Annotated in this window: 26 protein-coding genes; 15 read left to right on the forward strand and 11 right to left on the reverse strand. The window is 55.2% G+C overall.

All coding sequences use genetic code 11. The features are described from left to right. Positions 1 to 171: 171 nt before the first annotated feature. The 5 genes from ACN0VD_RS11885 (at position 172) to ACN0VD_RS11905 (ending at position 4,364) form a co-directional block, all read left to right on the forward strand. Positions 172 to 576: a hypothetical protein gene (locus ACN0VD_RS11885; RefSeq protein ID WP_417594498.1), complete on the forward strand. Its 405-nt coding sequence runs from the start codon at positions 172 to 174 to the stop codon at positions 574 to 576. 126 nt (positions 577 to 702) lie between these two features. After that, entirely contained in the window at positions 703 to 1,725 is a 1,023-nt protein-coding gene (locus tag ACN0VD_RS11890; protein WP_417594500.1) for a YHYH protein, read from the forward strand. Position 1,726: 1 nt separating this feature from the next. Beyond that, positions 1,727 to 2,032, forward strand: a complete 306-nt coding sequence (locus ACN0VD_RS11895) for a hypothetical protein (RefSeq protein ID WP_417594502.1) — start codon at positions 1,727 to 1,729, stop codon at positions 2,030 to 2,032. Beyond that, positions 2,029 to 3,288 (forward strand): YHYH protein, encoded by a 1,260-nt coding sequence (locus ACN0VD_RS11900; protein ID WP_417594504.1) that lies wholly within the window; start codon positions 2,029 to 2,031, stop codon positions 3,286 to 3,288. Before ACN0VD_RS11895 ends, ACN0VD_RS11900 begins: the two co-directional genes overlap by 4 nt. After that, the gene (locus ACN0VD_RS11905; RefSeq protein WP_417594506.1) at positions 3,285 to 4,364 is read left to right on the forward strand and encodes a HupE/UreJ family protein; all 1,080 of its coding nucleotides are present in this window, start codon (positions 3,285 to 3,287) and stop codon (positions 4,362 to 4,364) included. The genes ACN0VD_RS11900 and ACN0VD_RS11905 overlap by 4 nt, the downstream gene beginning before the upstream one ends. A 212-nt stretch (positions 4,365 to 4,576) precedes the next feature. Here ACN0VD_RS11905 and ACN0VD_RS11910 read toward each other — a convergent pair whose 3' ends face one another. Beyond that, the gene (locus tag ACN0VD_RS11910) at positions 4,577 to 5,260 is read right to left on the reverse strand and encodes a response regulator (protein ID WP_417594508.1); all 684 of its coding nucleotides are present in this window, start codon (positions 5,258 to 5,260) and stop codon (positions 4,577 to 4,579) included. Then, positions 5,253 to 6,740, reverse strand: a complete 1,488-nt coding sequence (locus ACN0VD_RS11915; protein ID WP_417594510.1) for an ATP-binding protein — start codon at positions 6,738 to 6,740, stop codon at positions 5,253 to 5,255. Before ACN0VD_RS11915 ends, ACN0VD_RS11910 begins: the two co-directional genes overlap by 8 nt. Positions 6,741 to 6,907: 167 nt before the next feature. Here ACN0VD_RS11915 and ACN0VD_RS11920 point away from each other — a divergent pair, with 167 nt between their 5' ends. Next, on the forward strand, positions 6,908 to 7,207 hold the full coding sequence (locus ACN0VD_RS11920) for a hypothetical protein (RefSeq protein WP_417594512.1): 300 nt from the start codon (positions 6,908 to 6,910) through the stop codon (positions 7,205 to 7,207). Positions 7,208 to 7,264: 57 nt separating this feature from the next. Here ACN0VD_RS11920 and ACN0VD_RS11925 read toward each other — a convergent pair whose 3' ends face one another. After that, a complete protein-coding gene (locus tag ACN0VD_RS11925; protein ID WP_417594514.1) occupies positions 7,265 to 8,047 on the reverse strand; it encodes a pyrroline-5-carboxylate reductase family protein in 783 nt (260 codons plus the stop codon). A gap of 179 nt (positions 8,048 to 8,226) precedes the next feature. On the opposite strand from ACN0VD_RS11925, the gene proB reads away from it, so the two are divergent. Beyond that, complete coding sequence (proB, locus tag ACN0VD_RS11930) at positions 8,227 to 9,387, forward strand: glutamate 5-kinase (protein ID WP_417594516.1); 1,161 nt, start codon at positions 8,227 to 8,229, stop codon at positions 9,385 to 9,387. Here proB and ACN0VD_RS11935 read toward each other — a convergent pair. Beyond that, positions 9,384 to 9,854 carry a MarR family winged helix-turn-helix transcriptional regulator gene (locus ACN0VD_RS11935; RefSeq protein ID WP_417594518.1) on the reverse strand — a complete coding sequence of 157 codons (471 nt, stop codon included), beginning with the start codon at positions 9,852 to 9,854 and terminating at the stop codon, positions 9,384 to 9,386. The genes proB and ACN0VD_RS11935 overlap by 4 nt on opposite strands. 137 nt (positions 9,855 to 9,991) lie before the next feature. Further along, positions 9,992 to 10,438, reverse strand: a complete 447-nt coding sequence (locus ACN0VD_RS11940; RefSeq protein WP_417594520.1) for an ExbD/TolR family protein — start codon at positions 10,436 to 10,438, stop codon at positions 9,992 to 9,994. Between the two features lie 123 nt (positions 10,439 to 10,561). Here ACN0VD_RS11940 and ACN0VD_RS11945 point away from each other — a divergent pair, with 123 nt between their 5' ends. From ACN0VD_RS11945 to ACN0VD_RS11955, 3 genes are all read left to right on the forward strand, one after another. Next, complete coding sequence (locus ACN0VD_RS11945) at positions 10,562 to 11,716, forward strand: DUF3667 domain-containing protein (RefSeq protein ID WP_417594522.1); 1,155 nt, start codon at positions 10,562 to 10,564, stop codon at positions 11,714 to 11,716. A gap of 4 nt (positions 11,717 to 11,720) precedes the next feature. After that, positions 11,721 to 13,355 carry an alkaline phosphatase D family protein gene (locus ACN0VD_RS11950; RefSeq protein ID WP_417594524.1) on the forward strand — a complete coding sequence of 545 codons (1,635 nt, stop codon included), beginning with the start codon at positions 11,721 to 11,723 and terminating at the stop codon, positions 13,353 to 13,355. Positions 13,356 to 13,524: 169 nt separating this feature from the next. Continuing rightward, the gene (locus ACN0VD_RS11955) at positions 13,525 to 14,703 is read left to right on the forward strand and encodes an LL-diaminopimelate aminotransferase (protein WP_417594526.1); all 1,179 of its coding nucleotides are present in this window, start codon (positions 13,525 to 13,527) and stop codon (positions 14,701 to 14,703) included. 52 nt (positions 14,704 to 14,755) lie between these two features. Here the strand turns inward: ACN0VD_RS11955 and ACN0VD_RS11960 are convergent, their stop codons facing one another. Beyond that, complete coding sequence (locus tag ACN0VD_RS11960; protein ID WP_417594528.1) at positions 14,756 to 16,297, reverse strand: nitrilase-related carbon-nitrogen hydrolase; 1,542 nt, start codon at positions 16,295 to 16,297, stop codon at positions 14,756 to 14,758. Positions 16,298 to 16,473: 176 nt separating this feature from the next. On the opposite strand from ACN0VD_RS11960, the gene gntA reads away from it, so the two are divergent. Beyond that, positions 16,474 to 17,178 (forward strand): guanitoxin biosynthesis heme-dependent pre-guanitoxin N-hydroxylase GntA, encoded by a 705-nt coding sequence (gene gntA / locus ACN0VD_RS11965; protein WP_417594530.1) that lies wholly within the window; start codon positions 16,474 to 16,476, stop codon positions 17,176 to 17,178. Next, positions 17,175 to 17,774 (forward strand): DUF1989 domain-containing protein, encoded by a 600-nt coding sequence (locus tag ACN0VD_RS11970; protein ID WP_417594532.1) that lies wholly within the window; start codon positions 17,175 to 17,177, stop codon positions 17,772 to 17,774. Before gntA ends, ACN0VD_RS11970 begins: the two co-directional genes overlap by 4 nt. A gap of 20 nt (positions 17,775 to 17,794) precedes the next feature. Here ACN0VD_RS11970 and arsB read toward each other — a convergent pair whose 3' ends face one another. From arsB to ACN0VD_RS11990, 4 genes are read right to left on the reverse strand one after another with little or no spacing between them, the layout of a single operon-like run. Further along, a complete protein-coding gene (arsB, locus tag ACN0VD_RS11975; RefSeq protein ID WP_417594534.1) occupies positions 17,795 to 18,820 on the reverse strand; it encodes an ACR3 family arsenite efflux transporter in 1,026 nt (341 codons plus the stop codon). Then, on the reverse strand, positions 18,820 to 19,332 hold the full coding sequence (locus ACN0VD_RS11980; protein WP_417594536.1) for an arsenate reductase ArsC: 513 nt from the start codon (positions 19,330 to 19,332) through the stop codon (positions 18,820 to 18,822). Before ACN0VD_RS11980 ends, arsB begins: the two co-directional genes overlap by 1 nt. Positions 19,333 to 19,336: 4 nt before the next feature. Next, on the reverse strand, positions 19,337 to 19,819 hold the full coding sequence (locus ACN0VD_RS11985; RefSeq protein ID WP_417594538.1) for an ArsI/CadI family heavy metal resistance metalloenzyme: 483 nt from the start codon (positions 19,817 to 19,819) through the stop codon (positions 19,337 to 19,339). After that, positions 19,816 to 20,145, reverse strand: coding sequence for an ArsR/SmtB family transcription factor (locus tag ACN0VD_RS11990; protein ID WP_417594540.1), 330 nt, complete (start codon positions 20,143 to 20,145; stop codon positions 19,816 to 19,818). The genes ACN0VD_RS11985 and ACN0VD_RS11990 overlap by 4 nt, the downstream gene beginning before the upstream one ends. Before the next feature lie 311 nt (positions 20,146 to 20,456). On the opposite strand from ACN0VD_RS11990, the gene ACN0VD_RS11995 reads away from it, so the two are divergent. From ACN0VD_RS11995 to ACN0VD_RS12005, 3 genes are all read left to right on the forward strand, one after another. Beyond that, positions 20,457 to 21,146: a glutathione binding-like protein gene (locus ACN0VD_RS11995; protein WP_417594542.1), complete on the forward strand. Its 690-nt coding sequence runs from the start codon at positions 20,457 to 20,459 to the stop codon at positions 21,144 to 21,146. Between the two features lie 162 nt (positions 21,147 to 21,308). Then, a complete protein-coding gene (locus tag ACN0VD_RS12000) occupies positions 21,309 to 21,932 on the forward strand; it encodes a 2-hydroxychromene-2-carboxylate isomerase (RefSeq protein WP_417594544.1) in 624 nt (207 codons plus the stop codon). Between the two features lie 32 nt (positions 21,933 to 21,964). Next, positions 21,965 to 22,789 carry a crotonase/enoyl-CoA hydratase family protein gene (locus ACN0VD_RS12005; RefSeq protein WP_417594546.1) on the forward strand — a complete coding sequence of 275 codons (825 nt, stop codon included), beginning with the start codon at positions 21,965 to 21,967 and terminating at the stop codon, positions 22,787 to 22,789. Between the two features lie 89 nt (positions 22,790 to 22,878). Here ACN0VD_RS12005 and ACN0VD_RS12010 read toward each other — a convergent pair whose 3' ends face one another. Beyond that, on the reverse strand, positions 22,879 to 23,313 hold the full coding sequence (locus tag ACN0VD_RS12010; protein ID WP_417594548.1) for an acyl-CoA thioesterase: 435 nt from the start codon (positions 23,311 to 23,313) through the stop codon (positions 22,879 to 22,881). Between the last annotated feature and the right edge of the window lie 5 nt (positions 23,314 to 23,318).

Consider the following 23,318-nt stretch of genomic DNA (forward strand, 5'->3'; position numbering starts at 1 on the left):
TTCGTCACTACGACGAGACCCAAATCCTCCTTAACTTACAACATCAAATTTGTGCCACAGGTGCTGACGGGGAACACCGTTCAGCAAGCTGAAACGGTCAGACCGCTATTGTGTAATATTGTGGGCCGGCGGTTTTCCTGAGGACTGTCTGCGAATTGAAAGATCAATATAATGACGCTTTCGAACATTCTCAAAATCATGATGGTCGTCTTGGCTGGTGGTTTTTTGTGCTCCCCTGCCTTTGCAGACACGTCAACCTCGCTCAACACACCGGATCGCATCAATATTCTGGTAACATATGGTGATGACAAATGTCCTGAAGCGGACGGCGACGAAATCGTTGTTTGCGCCCAACGCCCGGAATCTGAACGTTACCGCATTCCCAAGGAACTCCGCGAAATTGAAAAGGCGGAAGAGGGGGCGCAGAGCTGGAGTTCGGTAGTCGCATCCCACGACGAAGCCGCTCGCTCCGGCCGCCCGAACAGCTGCTCGGTTGTCGGGACATTTGGTTTCAGTGGCTGCCAGGCGGCGATTATGCGTCAGTGGTTTGATGAACATCGCAACGACGGTAATTAGGCGCGCTTTATAGTCGATCAACATCGTGCCAAAACTTGGGCTGCGTAAATTGCACCGGTCATCCATATTCCATCCACATTGATCATCTAACCGCGTTCAGGTCGGATCAGATGTTAAGGAAAGAATATGCTGAGTAACATTGAAAGACGGCTACCGCTATATTTGGCGTCAAGTCTAGGGATACTCGCTCTCAGCGGTTGCGGCGGTGATGGCAGCAGTACCGATAGCAGCATAACCCTTCCCGATAGTTCAAGCCCGACACCATCGCCTACTCCGACGCCTACCCCCACGCCAACTTCGGTGACCACAGCTGAAGTCGATTGTCCTTATAGCGGCAGCTATATGGGGGATTACAGCGATGCCGGCATGTTGACCGCAACATGGAGTTGGGCTTGCGATGGCACAAACCGCAAACTGACCGGAAATGGCTTACCCGACCATGTTGTCGGCACGTTTCCCAATGCCGGAAATCCTAACACGATTTCTGCACAGACGGTCAGCGGTTCGATGACTTTGACACCGACGATGGGGACGACGAACACCCAGATCGGTGGTCCTGGCGGTGCTTCAGTCTATGCCCGCAACAGCGTCAAATTTGATCCCGGCACGGCTGGCACCTGTCCGAGCGGCATGACGTCGCCTTCCGACTGCAACCTTGCAAATGGCGCGGACCAATGGCGAGTTGAAGCGCTCGGTCAGGACACGTTCGACTTTGGTGAGGATAGTAACAACGCGCATGTTCAACCCACTGGTGAATATCATTATCACGGAATGCCGGAAGGGATTCTAACCAACGCGGGTGCATCCGATAGCAACAAGAAAATGGTTCTGATCGGCTGGGCTGGCGATGGCTATCCGATTTATGGACGCTATTGCTATTCCAGTGCCATGGATGCCACGAGTGAACTAAAAGTCTGTACCGGCAGCTATGTCAAAGACACCGTCGCCGATTCTGGCCGGCCGTCGACAAGCCTTGTCCCGCTCGGGGCGTTCCTGTCCGACTGGACCTATTCGGCCGGCTCGGGCGACCTTGATGACTGCAATGGCCGCACCGGCGTGACGCCGGAATTTCCGGACGGCATCTATTATTATATGGCAACCGACAGCTATCCATACATGAGCCGCTGTCTGAAAGGGAATATCAGCTAATATGAAACACGTAAATCAGACGGTCTTTGGTACAGCCTGTATTGGCGCAGCAGCGGCGCTCGCCCTGTTCGGCGCGACCCAGATAAACGCGCAAGGCGGTCCGGAGCACGGACCTCCGGGTGGCGGTAAAAAGCCGACCGAGGCGATGCTCAAGGCCTGTACAGCAAAGAAAGCCGATGATGCCTGCTCTGCGGAAGGTCCGGATGGCAAGGCCGTTGCCGGTAGTTGTTTCGCGCCTGCTGGCCGGCCGCTGGCCTGCCGCCCCTCAGGCAAGCCTGCTGGTGGCACGGAGCGCGACGGTCAATGATAAAACATAGGCGGGCAGCGCTGGGCATAGTGGCATTTGGCGCAACGACGGCGCTTGCCATATTTGGAGCGGCGCAGATAAATGCACAGCGCGGGCCGGACCGCGAACCGCCCGGAGGTGGCCAAAAGCCTACAGAGGCGATGCTGAAGGCCTGCACGGCGAAGCAGGCCAATGATCCGTGCTCTGCAGAGGGGCCTGACGGGAACCAGGTCGCGGGCAGTTGCTTCGCACCAGCGGGTCTGCCACTGGCCTGCCGGCCCTCGGGCGGGGCTATGGGGCCGGGCAACCGTCCCCCGCAGGGACAGGTCAACCTCGGTACACCGATCGAGTCAACCCGGGCCCAGACATTCGGAGTGCTTTGCAACGCGCAAACTGCTGTACTGAACCAGCAAATCGGTTTGAAGAGCGAAGCCAAATGGTCATGCGAACGAGGCCAGCGCCTCCTGGTGTCCAACGGTATCCCCGATCACGCAATTGGCACCTTCCCCAATCCGGGAAATCCGAACAGCATTTCGCTGCAATCGTTCCGCTTTGCCGTCGCGGTCGATCCGGTGGCGCGCACCGGCAGTGGCGTGCGGGTCAAGGATGCCGGCTTTGCGCTAAATGGTATTCCCTTTGACCCCGGGACAGCAGAGCGTTGTCCTGATAATGCGACCGAGGCGCGGGCTTGCAGGGCGCAGGAAGGCGAATGGAGTATCGAGGCATTGGGCCAGTCCACATTCGACTTTGGCACAGACAATAATCACGCCCATGTACAGCCCGGCGGCAAATATCATTATCATGGTATCCCCGAAGCGATGCTGTCTGCACAAACACAAGCCGGGAAATCGATGCAGCTGATCGGCTGGGCGGCAGACGGATTCCCGATCTATGCCCGATATGGTCATGATCGCGCGAATTTCATGACCAGCGCGCTGCGTCCGATGAAGTCCAGCTATCGCCTCAAACCCGCGCCAGATGCCGGACGCCCGAGCACGGCCACGATCCCGATGGGAGCTTTTACTCAGGATTATGAATATGTTGCGGGTATGGGCGATCTCGACGAATGCAACGGTCGGGTTGGCGTAACACCTGAGTTTCCCGAAGGCATATACCACTATTATGCGACTGACAGCTTTCCGTTTGTCCAGCGCTGCGTAAAGGGTTCCACCGATAGCCAGCCGGCGGTCCGCCGCGAGCAGCAACGTGGCAAAGGTGGTCAGCGACGGGGTAGGGGAGACGGCAATCGCCCACCGCGAGGACAGGGTAAAAGATGATCCGTTTTCTGCTGGCGCTATCGTTGCTGGTATCGGCGGGGATCGCGCAGGCGCATTTGCTACCAAAGCAGAACGCAACAATGAAGATCGTTGACGACAGCGCCAATTTCGTCATTTCCGTCCCCGTCTCCGCATTGGTAGATGTCGACGATGATCGGAACGGGCTGTTGTCCGCACAGGAAATCCAGCAGCACAGCCAGGATATCGAGCAGCAATTCACCGCGCGCTTTACAGTCACAAATGCTGGCAAGTCTGGCAAAGGGCTGATGGCCTGGGTTGTCCCGCCGCAAACTGACGGCGACCCTCTGGATAGTGACTATGTGGTGATATTGCACCGCGTTCAATTCGATGAACCTCCGCAAAAGCCGGCAGTTGAAACCGATCTTTTCGGGACCGGTGATGGCGAAGAACAAATGACGATGCGCGCCACTCTGGGTGAGGATCAGGAAGTTGCGATTCTCACTGTAGACAACGGCAAGCATCAGTTTTTCCGCGGGTCACTCGCGATCTTTGTCGATTTTGTCGGGCTGGGTATGGAGCATATTCTTGGCGGGCTCGATCATCTGCTGTTTCTGCTCACAATCATTATAGCCGGTGCCGGATGGCGCTACTGGCTGGGCGTCGTGACGAGCTTCACGATTGCTCACAGCATCACCTTGACGCTTTCCACGTTAGGTATATTCTCGATACCCTCGACGATCGTCGAACCGGCCATTGCTGCCAGCATCGTATTGATGGCCGCGCTCAACCTGAAATATGGTCCCGGTGATCGCGGCGCTATGGGCTGGGCAAGAATTGTCATCATATTCGCATGCGGTCTGATCCACGGTTTTGGTTTTGCATCCGCCATCGGTTCTATGCTTTCGGGCACAAGTAGTCTTGTTGCCACCCTGGCGGGATTTAATGTGGGTATAGAGATTGGTCAGTTTGTCTTTCTCGCTGTGGTGCTTTTGATTATCCTCGCTTTCCGCAAGGCTGGTGCGGGCGATTGGTCCCATTATATACCGAAACTGGCGTCACTCACCGCGCTTGCTGTTGGTATGATGCTGTTTCTTCGCCAAACGGAACTGATATGAAATTGTGATCAGCGCAGACGGGGCGCCTCAGCCGGGATCGTTTAAAAGGGCCCGGGGTATAAAACGATCCAGCAAACGCTGCTATCGTCGATGCGGCAGGACTGGCCAGCAGAGATTCTCTTTCGATGGTAGTGGTGAAAGCTGCGATGCGTCCGTCAGGCGTGGCCCGCTAATGCCCGACGGAGGACGCTTTGGTTGGCCTTGCTGACTGGTCAGTCGGCGTCAAAGCGGTAGCCAGCACCATAGACCGAGGCAATGCAACTCGATTCAGGGTCGACAAGCTCTATCTTGCGGCGGATATTCTTGATGTGGCTGTCGATGGCCCGGTCACCGGATTCCAGCGATTGTTCACCAATCTTGTCGAGTAGCTGATCCCTGGAAAATACCCGGCCGGTGTGCTGCATCATCGTCGATAATATATTATATTCCGACGCCGACAATTTAAGCCAGGCTCCGCGCCAGGCGATGCGTTTGCCAGCATCATCGACCAGATATTTGCTGGCAGAAGGATCGGTCGTCACGCGGCCTTCATACCGGCGGATAAGGGCATTCGCCCGGGTTACCACCTCCCGTGCACTAAATGGTTTGGTGACATAGTCATCTGCGCCGTCGGTCAGACCTTTCAGTTTGTCCACTTCGTCGGTTCGGGCGGTCAGCATCAATATCGGTACCGCGCTGAATTTACGCAGTTCCCGGCAAATCGTCATGCCATCGGATGCCGGGAGCATAAGGTCCAGAATAATCGCGCTCGGGGGACAGGATCGAACGGAAGAAACAACCGAGCGACCATCGGGAAATATCTGCGGCTGATGACCGGCACTGGTAAAATAATCAGACAGGATTGCAGCGATTTTCTGATCATCTTCGACAATAAAAACGGTGCGGTTTTTAATCATGGCTGGGGGCCTCCAATGGTAGAGTCAATTCAATCAACAGTCCGCCCAGGTCCGAATCTTTGGCTAAAATCCGGCCGCCGTGCGCTTCTGCAATCGTCTTGCACACCGCCAGTCCAAGCCCACTGCCACCGGATGCGCGATCCCTGACCTGATCGATGCGAAAAAGCGGTTCAAATAGTCGAGGCACCGCATCAGGCGGCACTCCGGGGGCGCTGTCTGCTACCGAAATGATGATGAAATCATCGACTTTTTTCAAGCCAATCTGGACCGTCCCGGGAGCATCAGTGTAGCGTAGCGCATTCGTCAGCAAATTACCGAGCAGATGCTCAATCCGTTTGCCATCCCATACAACCGGAATTGAATTTTCTCGCCCCAGATCCACGCTCATGTTCAATCCCGCCTGCAACAGCAACGGCCTGAACCTCTCCGTCACGTCGGCCACTATTGTCACCGCATCATTTGGACCGAATGCGCTCGGAGCATTGGACAGATGGGAGACCGCCATGAAGTGCAGATCTTCGATCAGCTCGCCCAGTCGTCCGGTTTCTTCTTGCAATGAGGAAATTGCAGCCTGGTCAAGCGGCCTGATACCATCTTTCAGGGCATCCAGTTCGCCCTTCAAGACAGTAAGCGGCGTCCTCAGTTCATGCCCTATTTCGGCCAGCCAGCCGCGTCGTGCCTGATCGGATCTGGCAAGACTCTCCGCCATCAGATTGATATTCTTGCCCATGGTTGAAACTTCGTCCGTGCCCGAGGAGTCGGCCCGGATATTGAAATTTCCGTTGGCGATTTCCTTGGTTGCAGCTTCCATATTAGCCAGTCGCCGTGTTCCCGCACGGGCAAAGCCCCATGCCGCCAACGCCGCGAAAACCATTAACGCAACCACCAGCAGTGCAGCATTAACATATTGGCTGCGCAAAAACCGGGAATCAACCCCGCGTGGGGTTGGCCCGTGCGGGATGATTTTTGCGATACCGATATTTGTACCGTCCAAAACAATCTGACGCACCATCATGGCAGGCCCGCTTGTTCGAGGTGCCTGGGGGCCAGCTATTTGTTCTCCATCCGCATCGAATAAGAGGAGGCGTGGTGCCAGAAAACTTGGTGGTTTACTTTTCGGAGGTGGTGGTAGCCGTTCCAAGCCATTTTCGGGAAAAGGGGGTGGCGGTCTCCGGAGTGGGCGCCCTGCTAATCCGAAAGCTGTTACCCGACTGGGGATCAGCCCGTCTCTGACCATGTCGCGATGCAGGCTTTGAAGCGTTACCTGGCCGGATTCTAGCGCTTCGACTCCACCTTGTTCGTCAAGGTTTTGAGAAATTAGATCAACATATGCATCCAGTGTTTCTGCATCCCGCGCGTCCAGATAATCAGCAAAGCCGCGATTAAGATTCCACGCCATGACCGTCGCCATCGCCAAAGAGGCAATAAGCGCGGTAACCGCTACCAACAGGAATAATTTGTGAAATAATTTTAGCTTCATCGGTCGCTTATCTATTCATACAATGGCGATTGATAGGATAGAATTGTGGATTAAAGTTGAGCGCAGGTAATCACCAGGGTCGTAGACTGTTAGTCTGAATGATATCAATTTTGTGGTTGATAATGTCATCGGTTGCGTCAAACTCGCTTCCAGGCGATCTGAAGGGCATGGCAATATTGTTGATACGGAATTTTTTGATTTTTTCGGGCTTGGCTTGCGCTTCGGCTCTGGCAAGTTGTGCGCAAAGCGTTTCTGAGCCGGTTGACGAAGCCAATTGTCGAGGGCTTTTTCTAAAGGGACCCGAAGTCGGGGATGAGGATTCACAGAGCTTTACCATAAACGAATTAATGGCCCATTCGGCGGCCCTCGGAATGACACAGGAAGAGGCCGAAACGCTACTGTACCTGAAAGGAATATCGCCGCATCACAAGCTTGCGCCGGGCGAAACGCTTTGCATCGAGCAGTAGCTTGCGACGTCTGTTGATTTATGGCGGTATGTTGGGATTTGTCGGCCTGCGTTGCGCCTATCGGAGTTCGGTTGCGCGCTGGTAGGCAGCCTGCAGCGTGTTGCGGATCAATTCGGAATATTCCCCATTACCATTCAGCGCATCGAGACCCGCCGCAGTGGTGCCACCTTTGCTGGTCACATTCTTGCGCAAGTCCTCAAGCGAGCTGTCGGATTGCAGCGCAAGATCCAGTGTCCCGCGGACCGTTCCCAGAACCAGGTTTTTGGCGTCCTTCTCGCAAAAACCCAGCTCTTCAGCAGCCTCTACATAAGCGCGCAGCATTTCGAATACATATCCGGGGCCGCTTCCGGCGACTGCCGTCAGCCGATCCAGCATATCCTCATTGTCCACCCAGACGATTTCGCCCGAACATAACGCCAGCCGCTCTATTTCGCTGGATGCTGTTTCGGGAACGGTGCCATGGGCATAAAGGCCGCTCACACCTTTCCCGATGACCGCAGGCAGGTTCGGCATGATCCGGATGACTGACCGGCCCGGTGCATGGGCTGCCAGCTTTTCAGCGGAATATCCGGCTGCTATCGAACTGATCACTCCGGAAGGATCTAATCGTGGAATATATGTCGGCAGCACCTCATCAATAAGTTGTGGTTTCAGCGCGACGATAAGATAGTCGAAAATATCCTCGCCCAGTTCCTCAACCGAGCCAACCTGAGATACGTTTTCGGGCAGTTCCGGCTTGGCCGGATCTGCGACCGTAAACAAATGATCGGTGTTTGCAGCCCACGCCTTTAACAGCGCTCCGCCCATGTTTCCGCATCCAAGAAGCAATATTTTTGACAACTTAATCTCTTACTTTTTTGATGTTGAAGTCGCTCAATGTCCTTAGTATTCAAAATAGATATGTCAACAAATGCCTATCTTATTAGGTTTTAAGCAAAAATTTATATCATGACCACTAAATTATTGCGCTGACTACGTTCAATCCCTACCTCAAAGGAACAAAAAGGGCATCAAGTTAAATGGTACAAGGTAAAACAATCGTTGTGAAAGTCGGCTCAAGCCTGCTTGCCAACGAAGAACGGCTCACGCCACGCTGGGCTTTCATGCATAATTTGCTGGAAGACATCGCCCGGCTAAGGGAAGGCGGAGCGAAAGTCATATTATGCTCGTCCGGTTCGGTTGCGCTGGGCATGAACATGATTGGCGAACGGCCGGAGACTGCTGGTCTGCGGGACAAGCAGGCTGCAGCCGCATGCGGCATGCCGCTTTTGCTCAATGCCTATAAGCAGGTCGCTCACGAATATAGCTTTGAAATAGCCCAGGTTCTGGTGACCTTGCGCGATCTGGAAGACCGCAAACGCTTTCTGAATACCAAGAACACGGTAGACCGGCTGCTCGACGCCAACATCATGCCGATCATCAACGAAAATGACACAATCACGACCGAAGAAATCCGGGTCGGCGACAATGACCGGCTATCTGCGAAAATTGCCCAAATGCTGCAGGCGGACGAACTGATTATCCTGACGCAGGTTGACGGCCTCTACGACAAGGACCCCTCCGAGCCTGGCGCCCGACTGGTCGAGGAAGTCGCCGACGTTTCGCCTTATCTAGCGGTCACCGAAGGCGTGAGCAGCTTGGGTAGTGGCGGAATGCTGACGAAAATTCAGGCGGCTCACATGGCGCAAAATACCGGATGCGATACACGGATCGCGCACGGCGAATATGAGCAGCCGGTAACCTCGGTACTGAATGACGAAAGGCCGCATACACGAATTCTTGCCAATGACCGGCCCGAGTCTGCCTGGGCCAACTGGTTAACCGATCGTTTGCAGATGGCGGGGAGCATTGTCGTCACTCCGGAAACAGCCGAAGCTCTCAAATTGGGCAGACGGAATATCGGCCGGGAAGATGTGATTTCCATTCAAGGGCCATACGTCAAAGGCGATGTTATCCATATTTACAGTGAATCGGGCAAAGAACTGGCGAGAGGTCTGACAAATTTTTCGTCCGATGAAACCATGGCTTTGGCTCGAAATCCGAATCTGACGGCTTTGCAATTGCTGGGTTATAAGACACTGGGCACGCTGATTACCGACAAAAACATGGTTGTGCTCGATGACCGGCACCTTCCGTGGGATCTGCCGGCAGATGAAGTCATGACCGAAGTTGCGCCTTAGGGCTCAATTTCGCCAATCTCGAGAATAGGGGCTGAATCCAGGCGGTTGGCGTCCATCATCACGGCAATGCGCTGGACAGACGAGATCAGCAAATTCTGTTCCCATGGTTGCAATTTGGACAAGGAGCATAAAAAATCCTCTTGCAGCATTTCCGGAGCATTCTGCACGCATTCCCGCCCTTTCTCCGTCAACACGATGTCCACCGAGCGCCGGTCATCTTCGCTTTTTTCACGGACAACCATTTTCGATTTTTCCAGCCGATCAACAATTGACGTAACTGTGGCATGAGACAAATGCACGGACTTGGCGATGGCCGAGGGCTTTGACCGGCCATCTTTTTCCAGTTCCTTCAAGAGCAAAAGTTGCGGCGTTGTCTGTCCGGTTTCTTTTTCCAGCTTTTTCGACTGCAAATCGATCGCGCGGTTGATCTGGCGCAAGGCCACCAAAAGTGCATTTGAGTTTGACATGATAAGCCTGATATAGATTTATTGCGTCAATGGCCTAGCTATTTGCACTAATTTTGATGTTTATCTGAACATGTGTGTTCGGTTCCGCTGCAAGCCGGTGTGAAGAATTCAGCGAGATCTTTACGCAATTGGAGGATTTAGGGATTGTCCCAGTGGGCAAATTGATCATTGCCGACGAATCCGACTTCTTCAACGCCCGCCCCCTTGATCATTGCCACGAGTTGATCAAATCGTTCGTAACGGGCGCGGGCATCGGTTTCGAAATGGAGCTGCGGTCTCGCCGGGTCTCTGGCCATCATTTCCAGCCGGCCCCGCAACCGGTCGCTGTCCATGGGTATATCATTCCAGATTGCTGTTCCCGCCGCGTTCAGAAACAGTTTGTTGACAAGCGGCATGCCGGTTTCCTGTGCGCCGGATGGGAGGTCCATGGCGACTTTGTGCGTCACCGCCGGAACCGAAAGCATGAGCATGACCAGAAGGACCAACAGCACATCGATCAACGGCGTAATGTTAAGATCGGCAAATGGTTGTTCCGGAACAGGGTTGGGGGTTTTCGGTTGAAAATGCAGTTTCTTGGTGCGCATGTGAACCCTCCCATGAACTGATATGATATATCGTATAGCACAACATGAGCAATTTTACAAAAGCTGCTTGCCTTATCAATCGAATAGGCCAAACTGCGTCCTATGTCGGAGGAACTGGAAGCAATGGGAACCGCTGTGGAAGGCGGTCTGTTAGCCAAAGCATTGGATGGACACAGCGCTGGATCAGCGGGTGACGAAGGTCCAAACTGCCTCAACTGCGGTGCGCTTGTGGGCAGCAGCTATTGCGGCAATTGCGGACAGCCGCTGCATGTTCATCGGTCAATAGGTGCTTTCTGGCACGATATATTGCATGGCGTGTTGCATTTTGAAGGCAAGTTCTGGCGGACCTTGCCGCTATTGGCTTGGAAACCGGGTGACCTGACCCGGCGTTACGTGCATGGCGAACGCGCAAAATTCATCTCTCCAATGGCGCTATTCCTGTTTTCCATATTCATGATGTTCGCGGTCTTTTCCTTTCTTGGCGATCCTTTCTCGAGTGGAGATGAAACCGCCACGGATCGTGAATGGAGCGCCGGGGTAGCCGAGGAGGCGGGGCGACTGGATGGACAGATCAAGGCGAAGACGGTGCAGCTAAATCTGGCTGACGGTGAAAACAGAACCAAGCTTGAGCAAGAGATCCTGGACCTCAAGAAGGGCCGCAATGTTATGGCAACGATGACCGGCGAAAAAATGCCATATCCCGATGTCAAACTGGCTGATGGCGATATAGAGGACACCAATTTGTCAGGCGATGATTTGTCTAAGATACAGGACGGACTGGATGATATCCAGACCGGCAATGTACTGACATCCGACAGCAGCATCAGTACGGGCGCTCCGGAAGCTGACAAATGGCTCGCCACCGCCGTCAAGAAGGTCACCGCCAACCCGGAACTGCTGCTCTACAAACTGAAGGCCAATGGCTATAAATTTGCGTGGCTGTTGATTCCCATTTCCCTGCCGTTTGTCTGGCTGACCATCATTGGCCGGCGCGGTTACCATTTTTATGATCATGCGGTGTTCACCACTTATTCGATCAGCTTCATGTCGTTGCTCTTTATCTCCTGCGCCATTCTCGCCGCGATGGGCATCCCTGGCGCTGTTTGGTCTGGCCTGCTGATCTTCTATCCGCCATTCCATATGTACCGGCAACTCCGGCACGCCTATCAAATGTCCCGAGCCGAAGCCTTGGTGCGGGTTTCGTTCCTGCTGGTGTTCACCGTCATCAGCCTGACTTTATTCTTCGCTATTTTGCTGGCTTTGGGTGTTTTGGGATAAAATCATGATCATGAATATTGATCGTCGCCAATTGATGGCGCTGGGAACATTTGGTCTTGGTGCGCTAAGCGTGCCGGCTTCTGCATCGTTGTTGGGCGCGAAGGGCTTCACGCACGGGGTTGCCAGCGGAGAGCCATCACAAAACTCTGTTTTGTTGTGGACCCGTTTTGTCGGTAACGGCAATGTCAGGCTTACGGCTGAAATATCTGTAAGCCCCGATTTTGCCGGTGCCAAAATTGCGGGAGAGGTCGAAGCGCTGGTTGATCGTGACCATATCGCGAAGATAACGGTGCAGGGCCTCGATCCAAACCATTGGTATTTTTACCGTTTCATTGCCCCCGACGGCTCGAAATCTGCGGTCGGCCGGACGCGTACCCTCCCGGAAGGGCCGACCAAGAAATTCACTTTAGGTGTAGTCGGCTGTGCCAATCTACCCTTCGGCTATTTCAACGCTTATGCCCATGCGGCCCAGAATGCTGAACTCGACATGATGGTTCATACCGGGGATTATCTCTATGAATATGCGGCGGGGACTTATCCATCCAAGGAGCAGGCGCTAACAGGCCGGGCTATAAACCCGGCGACGGAAATGGTGCAGCTGGCCGACTATCGCCTGCGCTACGCCTCCTATCGGAAAGATCCCGACCTGCAGCGCATTCATCAGGTGCTACCAATGATCGCGATGTGGGATGATCATGAATTTGCCAATGATGCCTATAGGGACGGTGCGGAGAATCATGATGCCAGCGAAGGAGACTGGGAGGTCCGCAAGCGGGTCGCCGAACGGGTCTACAGGGAATGGATGCCGGTCAGTGACAGGGGAAATGGTAGTCCGCGCTGGAGCGAATATCAGATCGGCGATCTGGCGACGCTGTTCCTCACGGAGAGCCGGATCGGCGCGCGCACAAAGCAGCTCGATCTTGCGGCGGCGCTGAAAGGGCAGAAGGATATCCAGCAGGCGCTCGAATCCTTTCGGGACAATGCCTGGCAGGATCCGGCTTTGGAAATGATTGGCGGCGAGCAACAGGCTTGGCTGGCGTCCGGGATGCGCAAATCCAAGGCGTCCGGGACCAAATGGCAGGTCTGGTCACAGCAATGCGTAATGGGTGAACTCAAACTACCGCAGGAAGCGATCAACTGGGTCTCCGATGATGCGCCGGCCTATGCCAGAGAACGGCTGGCGGTGGGGGCAATGGCGGCCAAGCTTGGTCTGCCGATCAACCTCGATAGCTGGGATGGCTATCCAAAGGCCCGCGAACGTGCTCTTGCCAGCGCCCAGCAAGTGGACGCGGACCTCGTTGTACTGTCCGGTGATAGCCACAACGCCTGGGCGTTTGATCTTGCGACCAGTGACGGCGCGGCCGGTGTCGAATTCGGCGGGCAGAGCGTGACATCTCCGGGCATCGAATCCTATCTGTCAGGGGCGAGCCCCGACGTCGCCGCGAAAGCGCTGATCGACACCAATCCCGCCCTGCAATGGACCGATACCGCCCAACGCGGTTATATGACCGTGACCCTTACCCCCGAGAAAGCCACGTCGACATGGCATTTTCTCGATACTATCCGGGCGAAGTCGATTGCTCTGAGCGGGAGCAAAAGCCAGACGGTGCAGCGGGGCGTGAAACGGCTTCAGGCCTGAATGCTCCGCACTGATGTGAAGCTGTGAAGAGCCGCTGCGGCTGTACGGTGCTGACTCAGCATCATCTGCGGTGAACAAATTGCTCAAACCAGCTTCAATCTCTCGACATTCGTATCAAAATTACGCAAAGCGGCGGCTCCCTATAACTAAAAGCTAGAAACGACCGATAATGTCCGAAGAATTCTACCGCATCAAACGCCTGCCGCCTTATGTCTTCGCTGAAGTGAACGCGATGAAGGCCGAGGCGCGAGCGCGGGGCGAGGATATTATCGATCTCGGCATGGGCAATCCTGACGGCATGCCGGCAAAGCATGTGATCGACAAGCTTTGCGAAACCGCCAATGATCCGACCGCGCACCGCTATTCGGCATCGAAGGGCATCAAGGGGCTGCGGCTGGCGCAAGCCAAATATTACAAGCGCCGTTTTGACGTCGACCTTGATCCCGAAAGCGAAGTCATCGTGACGCTTGGCTCCAAGGAGGGGCTGGCGAATCTGGCTCAGGCGATCACCGCGCCGGGCGATGTCGTACTCGCGCCCAATCCGTCCTATCCGATCCATACGTTCGGTTTCATCATCGCAGGTGCGGCGATTCGCTCGATCCCCGCTGCGCCGGGTCCGGATTTCTTCACCCGGCTGGAATATGCGATGAGCTATACCGTGCCGAAACCCTCTGTGCTGGTAATGGGCTATCCGAGCAACCCGACCGCTTATGTTGCCGATCTCGATTTCTACCAGAAAGTCGTCGATTTCGCGCGCGAGCACAAGCTCTGGGTGATCAGCGATCTGGCTTATGCCGAGATTTATTTTGGTGATACGCCGACGCCTTCGATGCTCCAGATTGAAGGGGCAAAGGATTGCGTGGTCGAATTTACCAGCATGTCCAAAACCTATTCGATGCCCGGCTGGCGCATGGGCTTTGCGGTCGGCAATCAGAAGCTGATCGGCGCCCTGACGCGGGTAAAGTCCTATCTCGATTATGGTGCCTTCACGCCGATTCAGGTCGCCGCGACAGCTGCGCTCAACGGCCCGCAGGACATTATCGCCGAAAATCGTGCGCTTTATAAAAAGCGGCGGGATATCATGGTCGAAAGCTTCGGCCGTGCCGGCTGGGACATTCCGGCACCGGAAGCGAGCATGTTTGCCTGGACCCCGATTCCGGAGCAGTTCAAGCATCTTGGTTCGATGGAATTCTCGAAACGCTTGATCGCAGAAGCTGGTGTGGCGGTGGCGCCCGGAACCGGCTTTGGTGACGAGGGAGAAGGCTTTGTCAGACTGGCACTGGTCGAGAATGAGCAGCGTATCCGGCAGGCCGCGCGGAACCTCAAGAGGTTCCTGAGCCAGGGTTGATGGGTTCGCGGTAACAGAATGGCGTCCGATCAGACGCCATTCAGCGCACCATCTACCCCTTCCACAGCACCCGATAAAGATCGAAGCGACGGTCTTTCAAATTCTGTACGGCACCCGATTGGCGGCTGGTAAGCAGGCTTGTCATCGACAGATCGGCAAGGGCGATGGTTTCTGTGTTAGGTGCCGTGTCAGCCGCGACGCCGTCTCGCGCAAACGGGAAGTCGGATGGCGTCAATATTGCGCTCTCGGCATAGTGAATGTCCATATTCTCGACATTGGGCAGGTTGCCGACCACGCCCGACATCACGACATAGCACTGGTTTTCCACCGCTCGCGCCTGACAGCAATAGCGCACCCGCAAATAGCCGCGCCGCTCGTCGGTGCAGAAGGGAACGAACAATATCATCGCGCCCTGATCGACCAGATGGCGCGCCATTTCCGGGAATTCGCTGTCATAGCAGATCATCACCCCGATTGGTCCACAATCGGTCGGAATGGCTTCTGCGCCGTAGCCGCCCTTGATATTCCACCAGCGCACCTCGCTCGGCGTCGGGTGCAGCTTGTCCTGCGTATAAATCGCGCCGTTGCGCAGGAAGACATAGGATATGTTGCGAATATCGCCATTTTCCATCCGGGTCGGGTGGGATCCGCCGATGATATTGATATGATAGGAAACCGCCAGCTTCTCCATCACTTCCTTGAACCGGTCGGTATATTCGGCGATTTTCTCGATCGCCTGCGCCGGGTCCAGTTTTTCGCCTTCCAGAGACAGCAATTGCAGTGTGAACAATTCCGGGAACGTCACGAAGTCCGCACCATAATCGGCTGCGACATCGACGAAATATTCGACCTGTTCTTCAAATTCGGTCTGCGAGGCAATCTTGCGCATCTGGAATTGCACCGTTGCCACTCGCACCGACTGGGGCAGGCGATCATGCGGTGTCTGGGTCACCAGTTTTGCTTCGGCGGCCAGCGGATTTTCCCAGAACATATGGACGGCATTGCCGCCGGACGCCTTGTCAGACGGCATATAGTCTTTCAAAATCCCGATGGGGACGAAGCCCTGATTGAGCTGGAAATTGATCACCGGGTCGCGGAATTGCTTGTCGACCACGGCGGCCAGATAATCGGCCGGATCGGGATATTTGCGCTTGCGCCGGGAATAGCCGGGCAGGCGTCCGCCGAAGATGATCCCTTTCAGCCCGAGATGCTGGCAAAGCTCCCGGCGGACCCTGTAGAAACGCAGTCCGATGCGCAGACGCCGATAATCCGGGTCCACGCTAACTTCCATACCATAGAGAATCTCGCCGTTGGGATCATGCCGCGCGGCAAAACCGCCGCCGGTGATTTCCGACCAGCTATGCGCCGCGCGGGCAGTTTTCTCGGAGATCTGGAATGTCGCGCAATGACCGACAATCTTGCCTTCATATTCCGCCACCAGCTGACCATCGGCGAAATTATTGATCTGGCCGCGGACTTCCTCGGCGGTATAGCCTTCGCCCTTGCCGTACACCTTGCGCGACAGGGTTGAGATTTTTCTGGCATCTTCCAGTTCCGCCATGCGGATGATGAGCTTTGGTTTTTCTGCGGTCATCCGCGCCTATTAGCGGGCTTTTAAACTGTGGGGAAGCGATGTTGTTGCGGGGCGAAGCAAGCGCTCGACATTTTGCCCGCTGACAATCGCGCCGGTATGAAACGAAACTGGCAAAGCATTTTTTCTGTGATGTTGACCGGACGGAACGCTTCCGTTTTTGAAGCGTAAGGATCGGCATGAACCATTCAAACCTGTTAGACAAAGACTATAAGGTCAGACGCCTGGAAGAGCTGCAGGAAACGATCGGTGCGATGATTTCGCAGCCGGAATTTCCCTGTGTCGGCGCGAAATCAGCCTTGGCCCGTGACAATCTCAAAACCGTGGTGGCCCATCGGATCGACAGTAGCTGGGACGATTTGACAATCCATCGCGAACTGCTCGCCTGGGCCCGTCAATATCGCGAGCGCGACGAGGGGTTTCGCAGTCTTGCTGTTATATTCGAGGGGCCGGAAGATTTGTCGGAAGTCGAATTTGAGAAATTGATGTGGGAAAGGATTCAGTCGATAGCAGACAAGGATGCGTGGCTGGGTCTGTCCTATGACGAGCGGGTCAGCGCCGATCCCGAGGACCCCCATTTTTCTCTCAGCTTTGGCGGCGAGGCGTTTTTCGTGATCGGCCTGCACCCCAATTCCTCCCGTCCGGCTCGCCGCTTTTCACAACCGACTTTGATCTTTAATCTTCACGACCAGTTCGAGCGATTGCGGGAACAAGGCCGCTATGAAAAGATGCGCGACACCATCCTGGATCGCGATAAAAAGCTGGCCGGCGACATAAATCCGATGCTGGCAAAACATGGTGAGTCCAGTGAAGCGCGCCAGTATAGCGGACGGCAGGTCGATGATGACTGGCAATGCCCGTTTCAGGATAGGCGGACGACATGAGTGTGACACGTATACCACCCAGATCAGGCGCAGCATTTCGGTTGTTGAAGGGGCAGTTCCTTGAAGTGATTGATCCCGATGGCGGACAGGTCTCCGATTTGCTTGCCTATAATGCCGATGATGTCAGGGAAGTTTTGTCAAATGGTCGAACCTTTGATTATGAGGAAACCATTCGACTGAGCGAAGGCAACCGGCTTTGGTCGAACCGCTCGAACCCGATGCTCAGGATTGTACATGATACGGTGGGCTCGCACGACTTCCTGCTGACACCTTGCAGCGAAGATACGTTCAAACATTTCTATCCCGACAAGCCGGTGCATCGGGGATGTTTCGGCAATCTGGCAGCAGCGCTTGCGCCTTATGGTGTCGAACCCGATGCGATCCCCTGCGCGTTTAATGTGTTCATGAACGTGCCGGTCGATCAGGCAACCGGAAAGGTGGAAGTCCTCCCGCCAACAAGCAAGGCCGGGGACGTCATCCGGTTGAAGGCAGAGATGGATCTCGTGATCGGCCTGACCGCTTGCTCTGCTTATGCATCCAACGGCGGGAGTTTCAAGCCGATCGACTATCAGGTTCTGCCGGACGTCGTGGACTGAATACCCGCTCGACCTTGCTTTTAGTCGGCGAATCCTTTCTTTGTCCTGTTCGCTATCGCAACCAGCGAAAGCATGACCGGTACTTCTACCAATACGCCGACCACCGTTGCCAGTGCCGCTCCGCTGGACAGGCCGAACAGGCCGATGGCGACCGCAACCGCCAGCTCGAAGAAGTTTGACGTCCCGATAAGCGCGCAGGGCGCGGCGATATTATGCGGCACTTTCCATGCCCATGCCACTGCATAGGCAACCGCGAATATGCCGTAGGATTGCAGGACGATGGGGATGGCGATCAGCACGATCAGCACCGGTTGCGCCAGGATGGTTTGCGCCTGAAAGGCAAATAGAAGCACGACGGTCGCCAGCAGCCCCATGATAGAAGCCGGTTTGAGCCGCGCCGTGAAATGATCCACCGCCGCAACATCATTGTCATGACTGGAGATGACCATGCGCCGGGTAATGGCCCCGGCAACCAACGGTACCACTACATATAGCAATACGGAGAGAAGCAGCGTCTGCCACGGAATGGCTATATCGGTTACACCAAGCAGCAATGCGACAATCGGGGCAAAGGCGACGATCATGATCAGGTCGTTCACCGAGACCTGCACCAGCGTATAGGCGGCATCGCCCTTGGTCATTTGTGACCAGACAAAAACCATTGCAGTGCAGGGTGCTGCGCCGAGCAGGATCAGACCGGCAATATATTGCTGCGCATCGTCGCCGGATATGATTCCGCTGTAAATATAGTCGAAGAACAGAACCGCAAGCGCCGCCATCGTGAACGGCTTGATCATCCAGTTGACGATGATGGTGATAATCAGTCCCTTGGGTCTGCTGCCGATGTCCCGCAGGCTGCCAAAATCGACCGCGACCATCATTGGATAGATCATCGCCCAGATCAGCACGGCGACGACAAGATTGACGGAGGCATATTCAAAACCGGCGATCAGGCTGAATAATCCGGGCGCAATATTGCCGAGGAGCAGGCCAGCCAATATGGCCAGGCCAACCCATAACGAAAGCCAGCGTTCGAAAAGTCCCATTATATATTCCGTTCCCTGGCGGTTTCGTCAGCACCGATGGCTGCGAGACGGGTCTTAAGGCTGAGCTCGTCGAGAGCGTCGATCGGCAGGTTGAGCAACAGGCTGATACGGTTACGCATATAGCGCAATGCCGTCAGAAACGCCTCGCGCTGGCCATCGCCCTCGACAGCGGCCGGGTCTTCAATGCCCCAATGGGCTGTCACCGGATGGCCTGGCCATATCGGGCAGGTTTCGCCTGCGGCATTGTCGCAGACGGTTATAATGACATCCATCCGGGGAGCGTCTGGTGCGGAAAATTCATCCCAGCTTTTGGATCGCAGGCCGCCGGTATCAAATTCGAGTTGATCGAGAATTTCAACTGCCATGGGATGGACTTCCCCTTTGGGAAAGCTGCCAGCGCTATAGGCGCGGAAGCGACCTGCGCCATCGCGGTTGAGCAATGCCTCACCCAATATGGAGCGCGCCGAATTTCCCGTGCAGAGGAACAGCACGTTATAAGTCTTGCCGGTCATATATTTATCCGCAGCAAGAGGAAGAAGCTGCGGGTTGCGGCTTCATTTCAGGCGTACAGCACGTCCCATCGGCGGCATTCCCGGACGCAAGCTGGCCGAGATCGACGCGATTGCCATAATCGGTCACTTCGCCGTTGGTCAGAAAGGCTTCCCAGGCAACGCCATCGGGATCCGCCGTCCAGTTTTTCTCCGACTGCGCGTAGCAGCAGGTCGTTGCGCCTTCGTCAAATATGGCGCCGCCGGCCTGTTGGATCCTTCCATAAACCTCGGCCAGTTCCTCGGCATTTTCGGACTGGATACCGACATGCTCGACGCCGCGATTTGCGCCTTCGTGGCTCGACATGGCAAAATTGACGCGTGGGTCATCGAGCATCCATTTTGCGTAATCGTCTTTCAGGACCGTCGGCTCCGCGCCGAACAGGCTGGTATAGAAAGCGACCGACTTGTCGATATTCTCAACGGACAGATGAATGTGCATTCTTTTCATTTGCAGGCTCCTTGTGAAACGAGAAGGTCCACCGCGCAGGCGTTACCGGCGCAGCAATTTTCGAGCAGATAGGCGACGAGCTGATTCATCGCCGCATAGTCCGCCCGGTAGATTAACGTACGGGATTGGCGTTCCTGACTGATCAGCCCCGAACGCGTCAGATGGGCGAGGTGGAAGGACAGGGAGCTGGGAGGGACTCCCAAACTCTCGGCGATCGCGCCGGCGGCAAGGCCATCTTTACCGGCCTGCACCAGCAGGCGGAATATCGATAGCCTATGCTCCTGTGCGAGCGATGCCAGGGCGTCTACTGCCTGTCCTGTTTCCATGAACGACTCCATCATTTCGATATTCATGGAATTATAAAAATAATGTCGCTACGTCAACCATATTTCTACAATTATCGAAATATGGATCAGGCAGGGGCGCCGGGTCGCGTACCGATTTTCCTCCCGGTGACTGCAATTATCGTCATATTTTGCTGTCCTACCGCACAGCTTTTATGCCACGTTGCAGCATGATGTTCACTGACCCGAAACACTCGTTTTTTTTCCCCCTCGGAGCCGGCAATCGGGCCGCCGGGATTTTCAAAACATAACACTGTAAAGTGTGTAAAGTTCGACGAGGATGATTTGCGCTTATGATTGACTTATATTTTGCTCCGACACCCAATGGCTGGAAAATATCGGTCATGCTTGAGGAATGCGGGCTCGATTATAATATCAAGTGGGTGAACATCGGAGCCGGCGAGCAGTTCGAACCGGATTTTCTCGCGATCAGCCCGAACAACCGGATCCCGGCGATCGTTGATCATGATCCTGCGGATGGCGGAGAGCCGGTATCTGTTTTCGAAACCGGAGCGATCCTGCTTTATCTCGCAGACAAGGCAGAGGCATTTTTACCGCATGATCTGCGTGGGCAGATTGCGGCAACGGAATGGCTGATGTGGCAGATGGGCGGGCTGGGTCCGATGATGGGCCAGCATGGCCATTTCAAACTCTACGCGCCCGACCGGATCGAATATGCCACCGAGCGCTATCGCAAGGAGGTGCTGCGGCTCTTTGGCGTGATGGACCGGCGGCTGGCTGACCATGACTATCTCGCTGGTGAAGATTACAGCATTGCCGACATGTCCTGCTTCCCCTGGGTGCAGACTTACAAGCGGCAGGAAATCAACCTTGATGATTTCCCCCATGAGAAGCGCTGGTACGAGACGCTCAAACAGCGCGAAGGTCTGCGGCGCGGGATGGCTGTGGGTCGGGACAAGATCAATCGCAACCCGCAGGACGACGCCCAGACGCGCAAGACCTTGTTCGGGTTGAAGGAATAGCGCACCTGCGCAGGCAGGTGCCCATCTCGTGGATTTGCGTCGGCATCCGGTATCAGACATGGAGTTTGATCTTGCGTGCAGCGCTGAACATGAGGGATGCCTGTTAGCGATGATTTAGGAGATGGACCCCGGCCTTCGCCGGGGCACAGAAAGGATTAATACATGCCGATAACAGTAGAATTTTACTTCGATCTCTCCTCTCCATGGACATGTCTCGCCTTCCACAATATCCAGCCGATCATCAAAGACAATGGGGCGGTAATCATCTGGAAACCGTTCCTCGTCGGCGGCGTGTTCAACGCGGTCAATCAGAACGTCTACGCGGCGCGGGAAAATCCGGACAATCGCAAATTCGTGCACAGTTTTCGCGTGCTCAAGGACTGGGCGAAGCTTGCCGGTCTGCCGATGAATTTTCCGAGCGAGCATCATCCGGTCAAGTCGGTTTATGCGATGCGGTTATGTTGCGCGCTGGAAGATGATCAGGCGGCACTGCACAAGTTCGCGACCGCCGCATTCAACGCTTATTATGGTGACCAGCGCAATCTGGATGATCCGCAGGTGCTGATGGCGATTGCCGACGAGGTCGGACTGGATGGCGCTGCTCTGGCTGCGCGCACGCAGGAGCAGGACATCAAGGACCGACTGCGTGCCAATACCGAAGAGGCTATTGCCCGGGGTGCTTATGGCTCGCCCAGCATTTTCGTGCCGTTTGGCGAGGGCGAAAGAATGTATTTTGGCAATGATCAGTTGCCGCTGGTTAACTGGGCGATTAAACAGGGGGTGTAATTTCTATCGAATCCAGCAAACCGGAGCCTATCATGTCAGAGCGCGTCACTATCACCGTCAAAGATCATATCGCCGATGTACGGTTCAACCGGCCGGACAAGATGAATGCGCTCGATGCTGAGCAGATTGATGCAATCGTGGAAGCTGGCGAAAAGCTGGCGGCGATGGAGGGCATAAGAGCCATCGTCCTGTCGGGCGAGGGCAAGGCTTTTTGCGCCGGCCTCGACATGGGTAGCTTTGCCGCATCGGCCGCTGCTGCATCGGAACCAGGCAAGGATGGCGACAAGTCACCACTCGCCAACACCCTGACCGAACGCACCTTTGGCAATGCCAATAAATATCAGCATATCGTGCTGCTCTGGCGGAAACTGAAAGCGCCGGTAATCGCCGCGGTCCACGGTCCGTGCATCGGTGGTGGTCTGCAATTTGCCAGCGCTGCCGACATCCGCGTGGTGGCACCGGACGCGAAAATGTCGATCATGGAAATGCGCTGGGGCCTGATCCCGGACATGGGCAGCTTTACCACCTGGCGCAGCTTTGTCCGCGACGATATCCTGCGCGAACTCACCTATACCAACCGGATATTTACCGGCGAAGAGGGCAAGGAACTGGGCTTCGTTACCCATTTGTCGGATGATCCGCACGCCAAGGCCATGGAAATCGCGACCGAGATCGCCAGCAAACATCCACAAGCGGTTCAGATCGCCAAAGATCTGATCAACAAGCTGCCCGATATGAACGAAGACGAGATATTGATGATGGAATCGATCGGTCAGGACAAGGTCGCCCGTACCCCCAACCAGGTGGAAGCGGTGATGGCGTTCATGCAAAAACGTACCGCGAATTTTGCCGATTGATATGCTGGTTAACGTTCGTCCTGAGCCTGTCGAAGGATCTCTCAAGGCCATATAGACACTTTGACAGGTTCAGTGCTGACGGGAAGAAGCTAACCCGTGGTTCGCATCTTCTCCAGTTCCGCGACGACCTCTGGCCGTAGAGGTTTACCCTCTCCATCGGTGCGACAGACGATGACGGACTCGCAAGTGGCGATGCACTGGCCGTTCTGGAACATGGCCTGGGCAATGACATAGCTGGATGTGCCTATCCTGCTGACGCCCGAGCTGATCTCCACGTCATCGGGATATTGCCCTTCGCCGAGGTAGTTGATCGTCACCGCCGCGACCATGCTCCGTTCGTTCTTCGGCCGTTCCGCCCACGGGCGCAACGCGCGGTTGAGGTGAACCCGTGCACTTTCGAATATCGCGGCGAAGGCAACATTATTGAGGTGTCGGTTGGGATCAATATCCTGAAACCGGGTCTGCATGACGACCGATACGGGATAGTTTTCGGCAAGTAGCTGCCACGGTTCAGGACGGGCCATATTGC

It is taken from the genome of Parasphingorhabdus sp., from assembly GCF_048267785.1.
In the GTDB taxonomy this organism is placed as follows: Bacteria; Pseudomonadota; Alphaproteobacteria; order Sphingomonadales; family Sphingomonadaceae; genus Parasphingorhabdus.

Excerpts from the sequence above, each read along its gene's own strand:
- ACN0VD_RS11885 (WP_417594498.1), top strand. The coding sequence starts at position 172 with ATGACGCTTTCGAACATTCTCAAAATCATGATGGTCGTCTTGGCTGGT.
- ACN0VD_RS11890 (WP_417594500.1), top strand. The coding sequence starts at position 703 with ATGCTGAGTAACATTGAAAGACGGCTACCGCTATATTTGGCGTCAAGT.
- ACN0VD_RS11895 (WP_417594502.1), top strand. The coding sequence starts at position 1,727 with ATGAAACACGTAAATCAGACGGTCTTTGGTACAGCCTGTATTGGCGCA.
- ACN0VD_RS11900 (WP_417594504.1), top strand. The coding sequence starts at position 2,029 with ATGATAAAACATAGGCGGGCAGCGCTGGGCATAGTGGCATTTGGCGCA.
- ACN0VD_RS11905 (WP_417594506.1), top strand. The coding sequence starts at position 3,285 with ATGATCCGTTTTCTGCTGGCGCTATCGTTGCTGGTATCGGCGGGGATC.
- ACN0VD_RS11910 (WP_417594508.1), bottom strand. The coding sequence starts at position 5,260 with ATGATTAAAAACCGCACCGTTTTTATTGTCGAAGATGATCAGAAAATC.
- ACN0VD_RS11915 (WP_417594510.1), bottom strand. The coding sequence starts at position 6,740 with ATGAAGCTAAAATTATTTCACAAATTATTCCTGTTGGTAGCGGTTACC.
- ACN0VD_RS11920 (WP_417594512.1), top strand. The coding sequence starts at position 6,908 with ATGGCAATATTGTTGATACGGAATTTTTTGATTTTTTCGGGCTTGGCT.
- proB (WP_417594516.1), top strand. The coding sequence starts at position 8,227 with ATGGTACAAGGTAAAACAATCGTTGTGAAAGTCGGCTCAAGCCTGCTT.
- ACN0VD_RS11935 (WP_417594518.1), bottom strand. The coding sequence starts at position 9,854 with ATGTCAAACTCAAATGCACTTTTGGTGGCCTTGCGCCAGATCAACCGC.
- ACN0VD_RS11940 (WP_417594520.1), bottom strand. The coding sequence starts at position 10,438 with ATGCGCACCAAGAAACTGCATTTTCAACCGAAAACCCCCAACCCTGTT.
- ACN0VD_RS11945 (WP_417594522.1), top strand. The coding sequence starts at position 10,562 with ATGGGAACCGCTGTGGAAGGCGGTCTGTTAGCCAAAGCATTGGATGGA.
- ACN0VD_RS11950 (WP_417594524.1), top strand. The coding sequence starts at position 11,721 with ATGATCATGAATATTGATCGTCGCCAATTGATGGCGCTGGGAACATTT.
- ACN0VD_RS11955 (WP_417594526.1), top strand. The coding sequence starts at position 13,525 with ATGTCCGAAGAATTCTACCGCATCAAACGCCTGCCGCCTTATGTCTTC.
- ACN0VD_RS11960 (WP_417594528.1), bottom strand. The coding sequence starts at position 16,297 with ATGACCGCAGAAAAACCAAAGCTCATCATCCGCATGGCGGAACTGGAA.
- gntA (WP_417594530.1), top strand. The coding sequence starts at position 16,474 with ATGAACCATTCAAACCTGTTAGACAAAGACTATAAGGTCAGACGCCTG.
- ACN0VD_RS11970 (WP_417594532.1), top strand. The coding sequence starts at position 17,175 with ATGAGTGTGACACGTATACCACCCAGATCAGGCGCAGCATTTCGGTTG.
- arsB (WP_417594534.1), bottom strand. The coding sequence starts at position 18,820 with ATGGGACTTTTCGAACGCTGGCTTTCGTTATGGGTTGGCCTGGCCATA.
- ACN0VD_RS11980 (WP_417594536.1), bottom strand. The coding sequence starts at position 19,332 with ATGACCGGCAAGACTTATAACGTGCTGTTCCTCTGCACGGGAAATTCG.
- ACN0VD_RS11985 (WP_417594538.1), bottom strand. The coding sequence starts at position 19,819 with ATGAAAAGAATGCACATTCATCTGTCCGTTGAGAATATCGACAAGTCG.
- ACN0VD_RS11990 (WP_417594540.1), bottom strand. The coding sequence starts at position 20,145 with ATGGAAACAGGACAGGCAGTAGACGCCCTGGCATCGCTCGCACAGGAG.
- ACN0VD_RS11995 (WP_417594542.1), top strand. The coding sequence starts at position 20,457 with ATGATTGACTTATATTTTGCTCCGACACCCAATGGCTGGAAAATATCG.
- ACN0VD_RS12000 (WP_417594544.1), top strand. The coding sequence starts at position 21,309 with ATGCCGATAACAGTAGAATTTTACTTCGATCTCTCCTCTCCATGGACA.
- ACN0VD_RS12005 (WP_417594546.1), top strand. The coding sequence starts at position 21,965 with ATGTCAGAGCGCGTCACTATCACCGTCAAAGATCATATCGCCGATGTA.
- ACN0VD_RS12010 (WP_417594548.1), bottom strand. The coding sequence starts at position 23,313 with ATGGCCCGTCCTGAACCGTGGCAGCTACTTGCCGAAAACTATCCCGTA.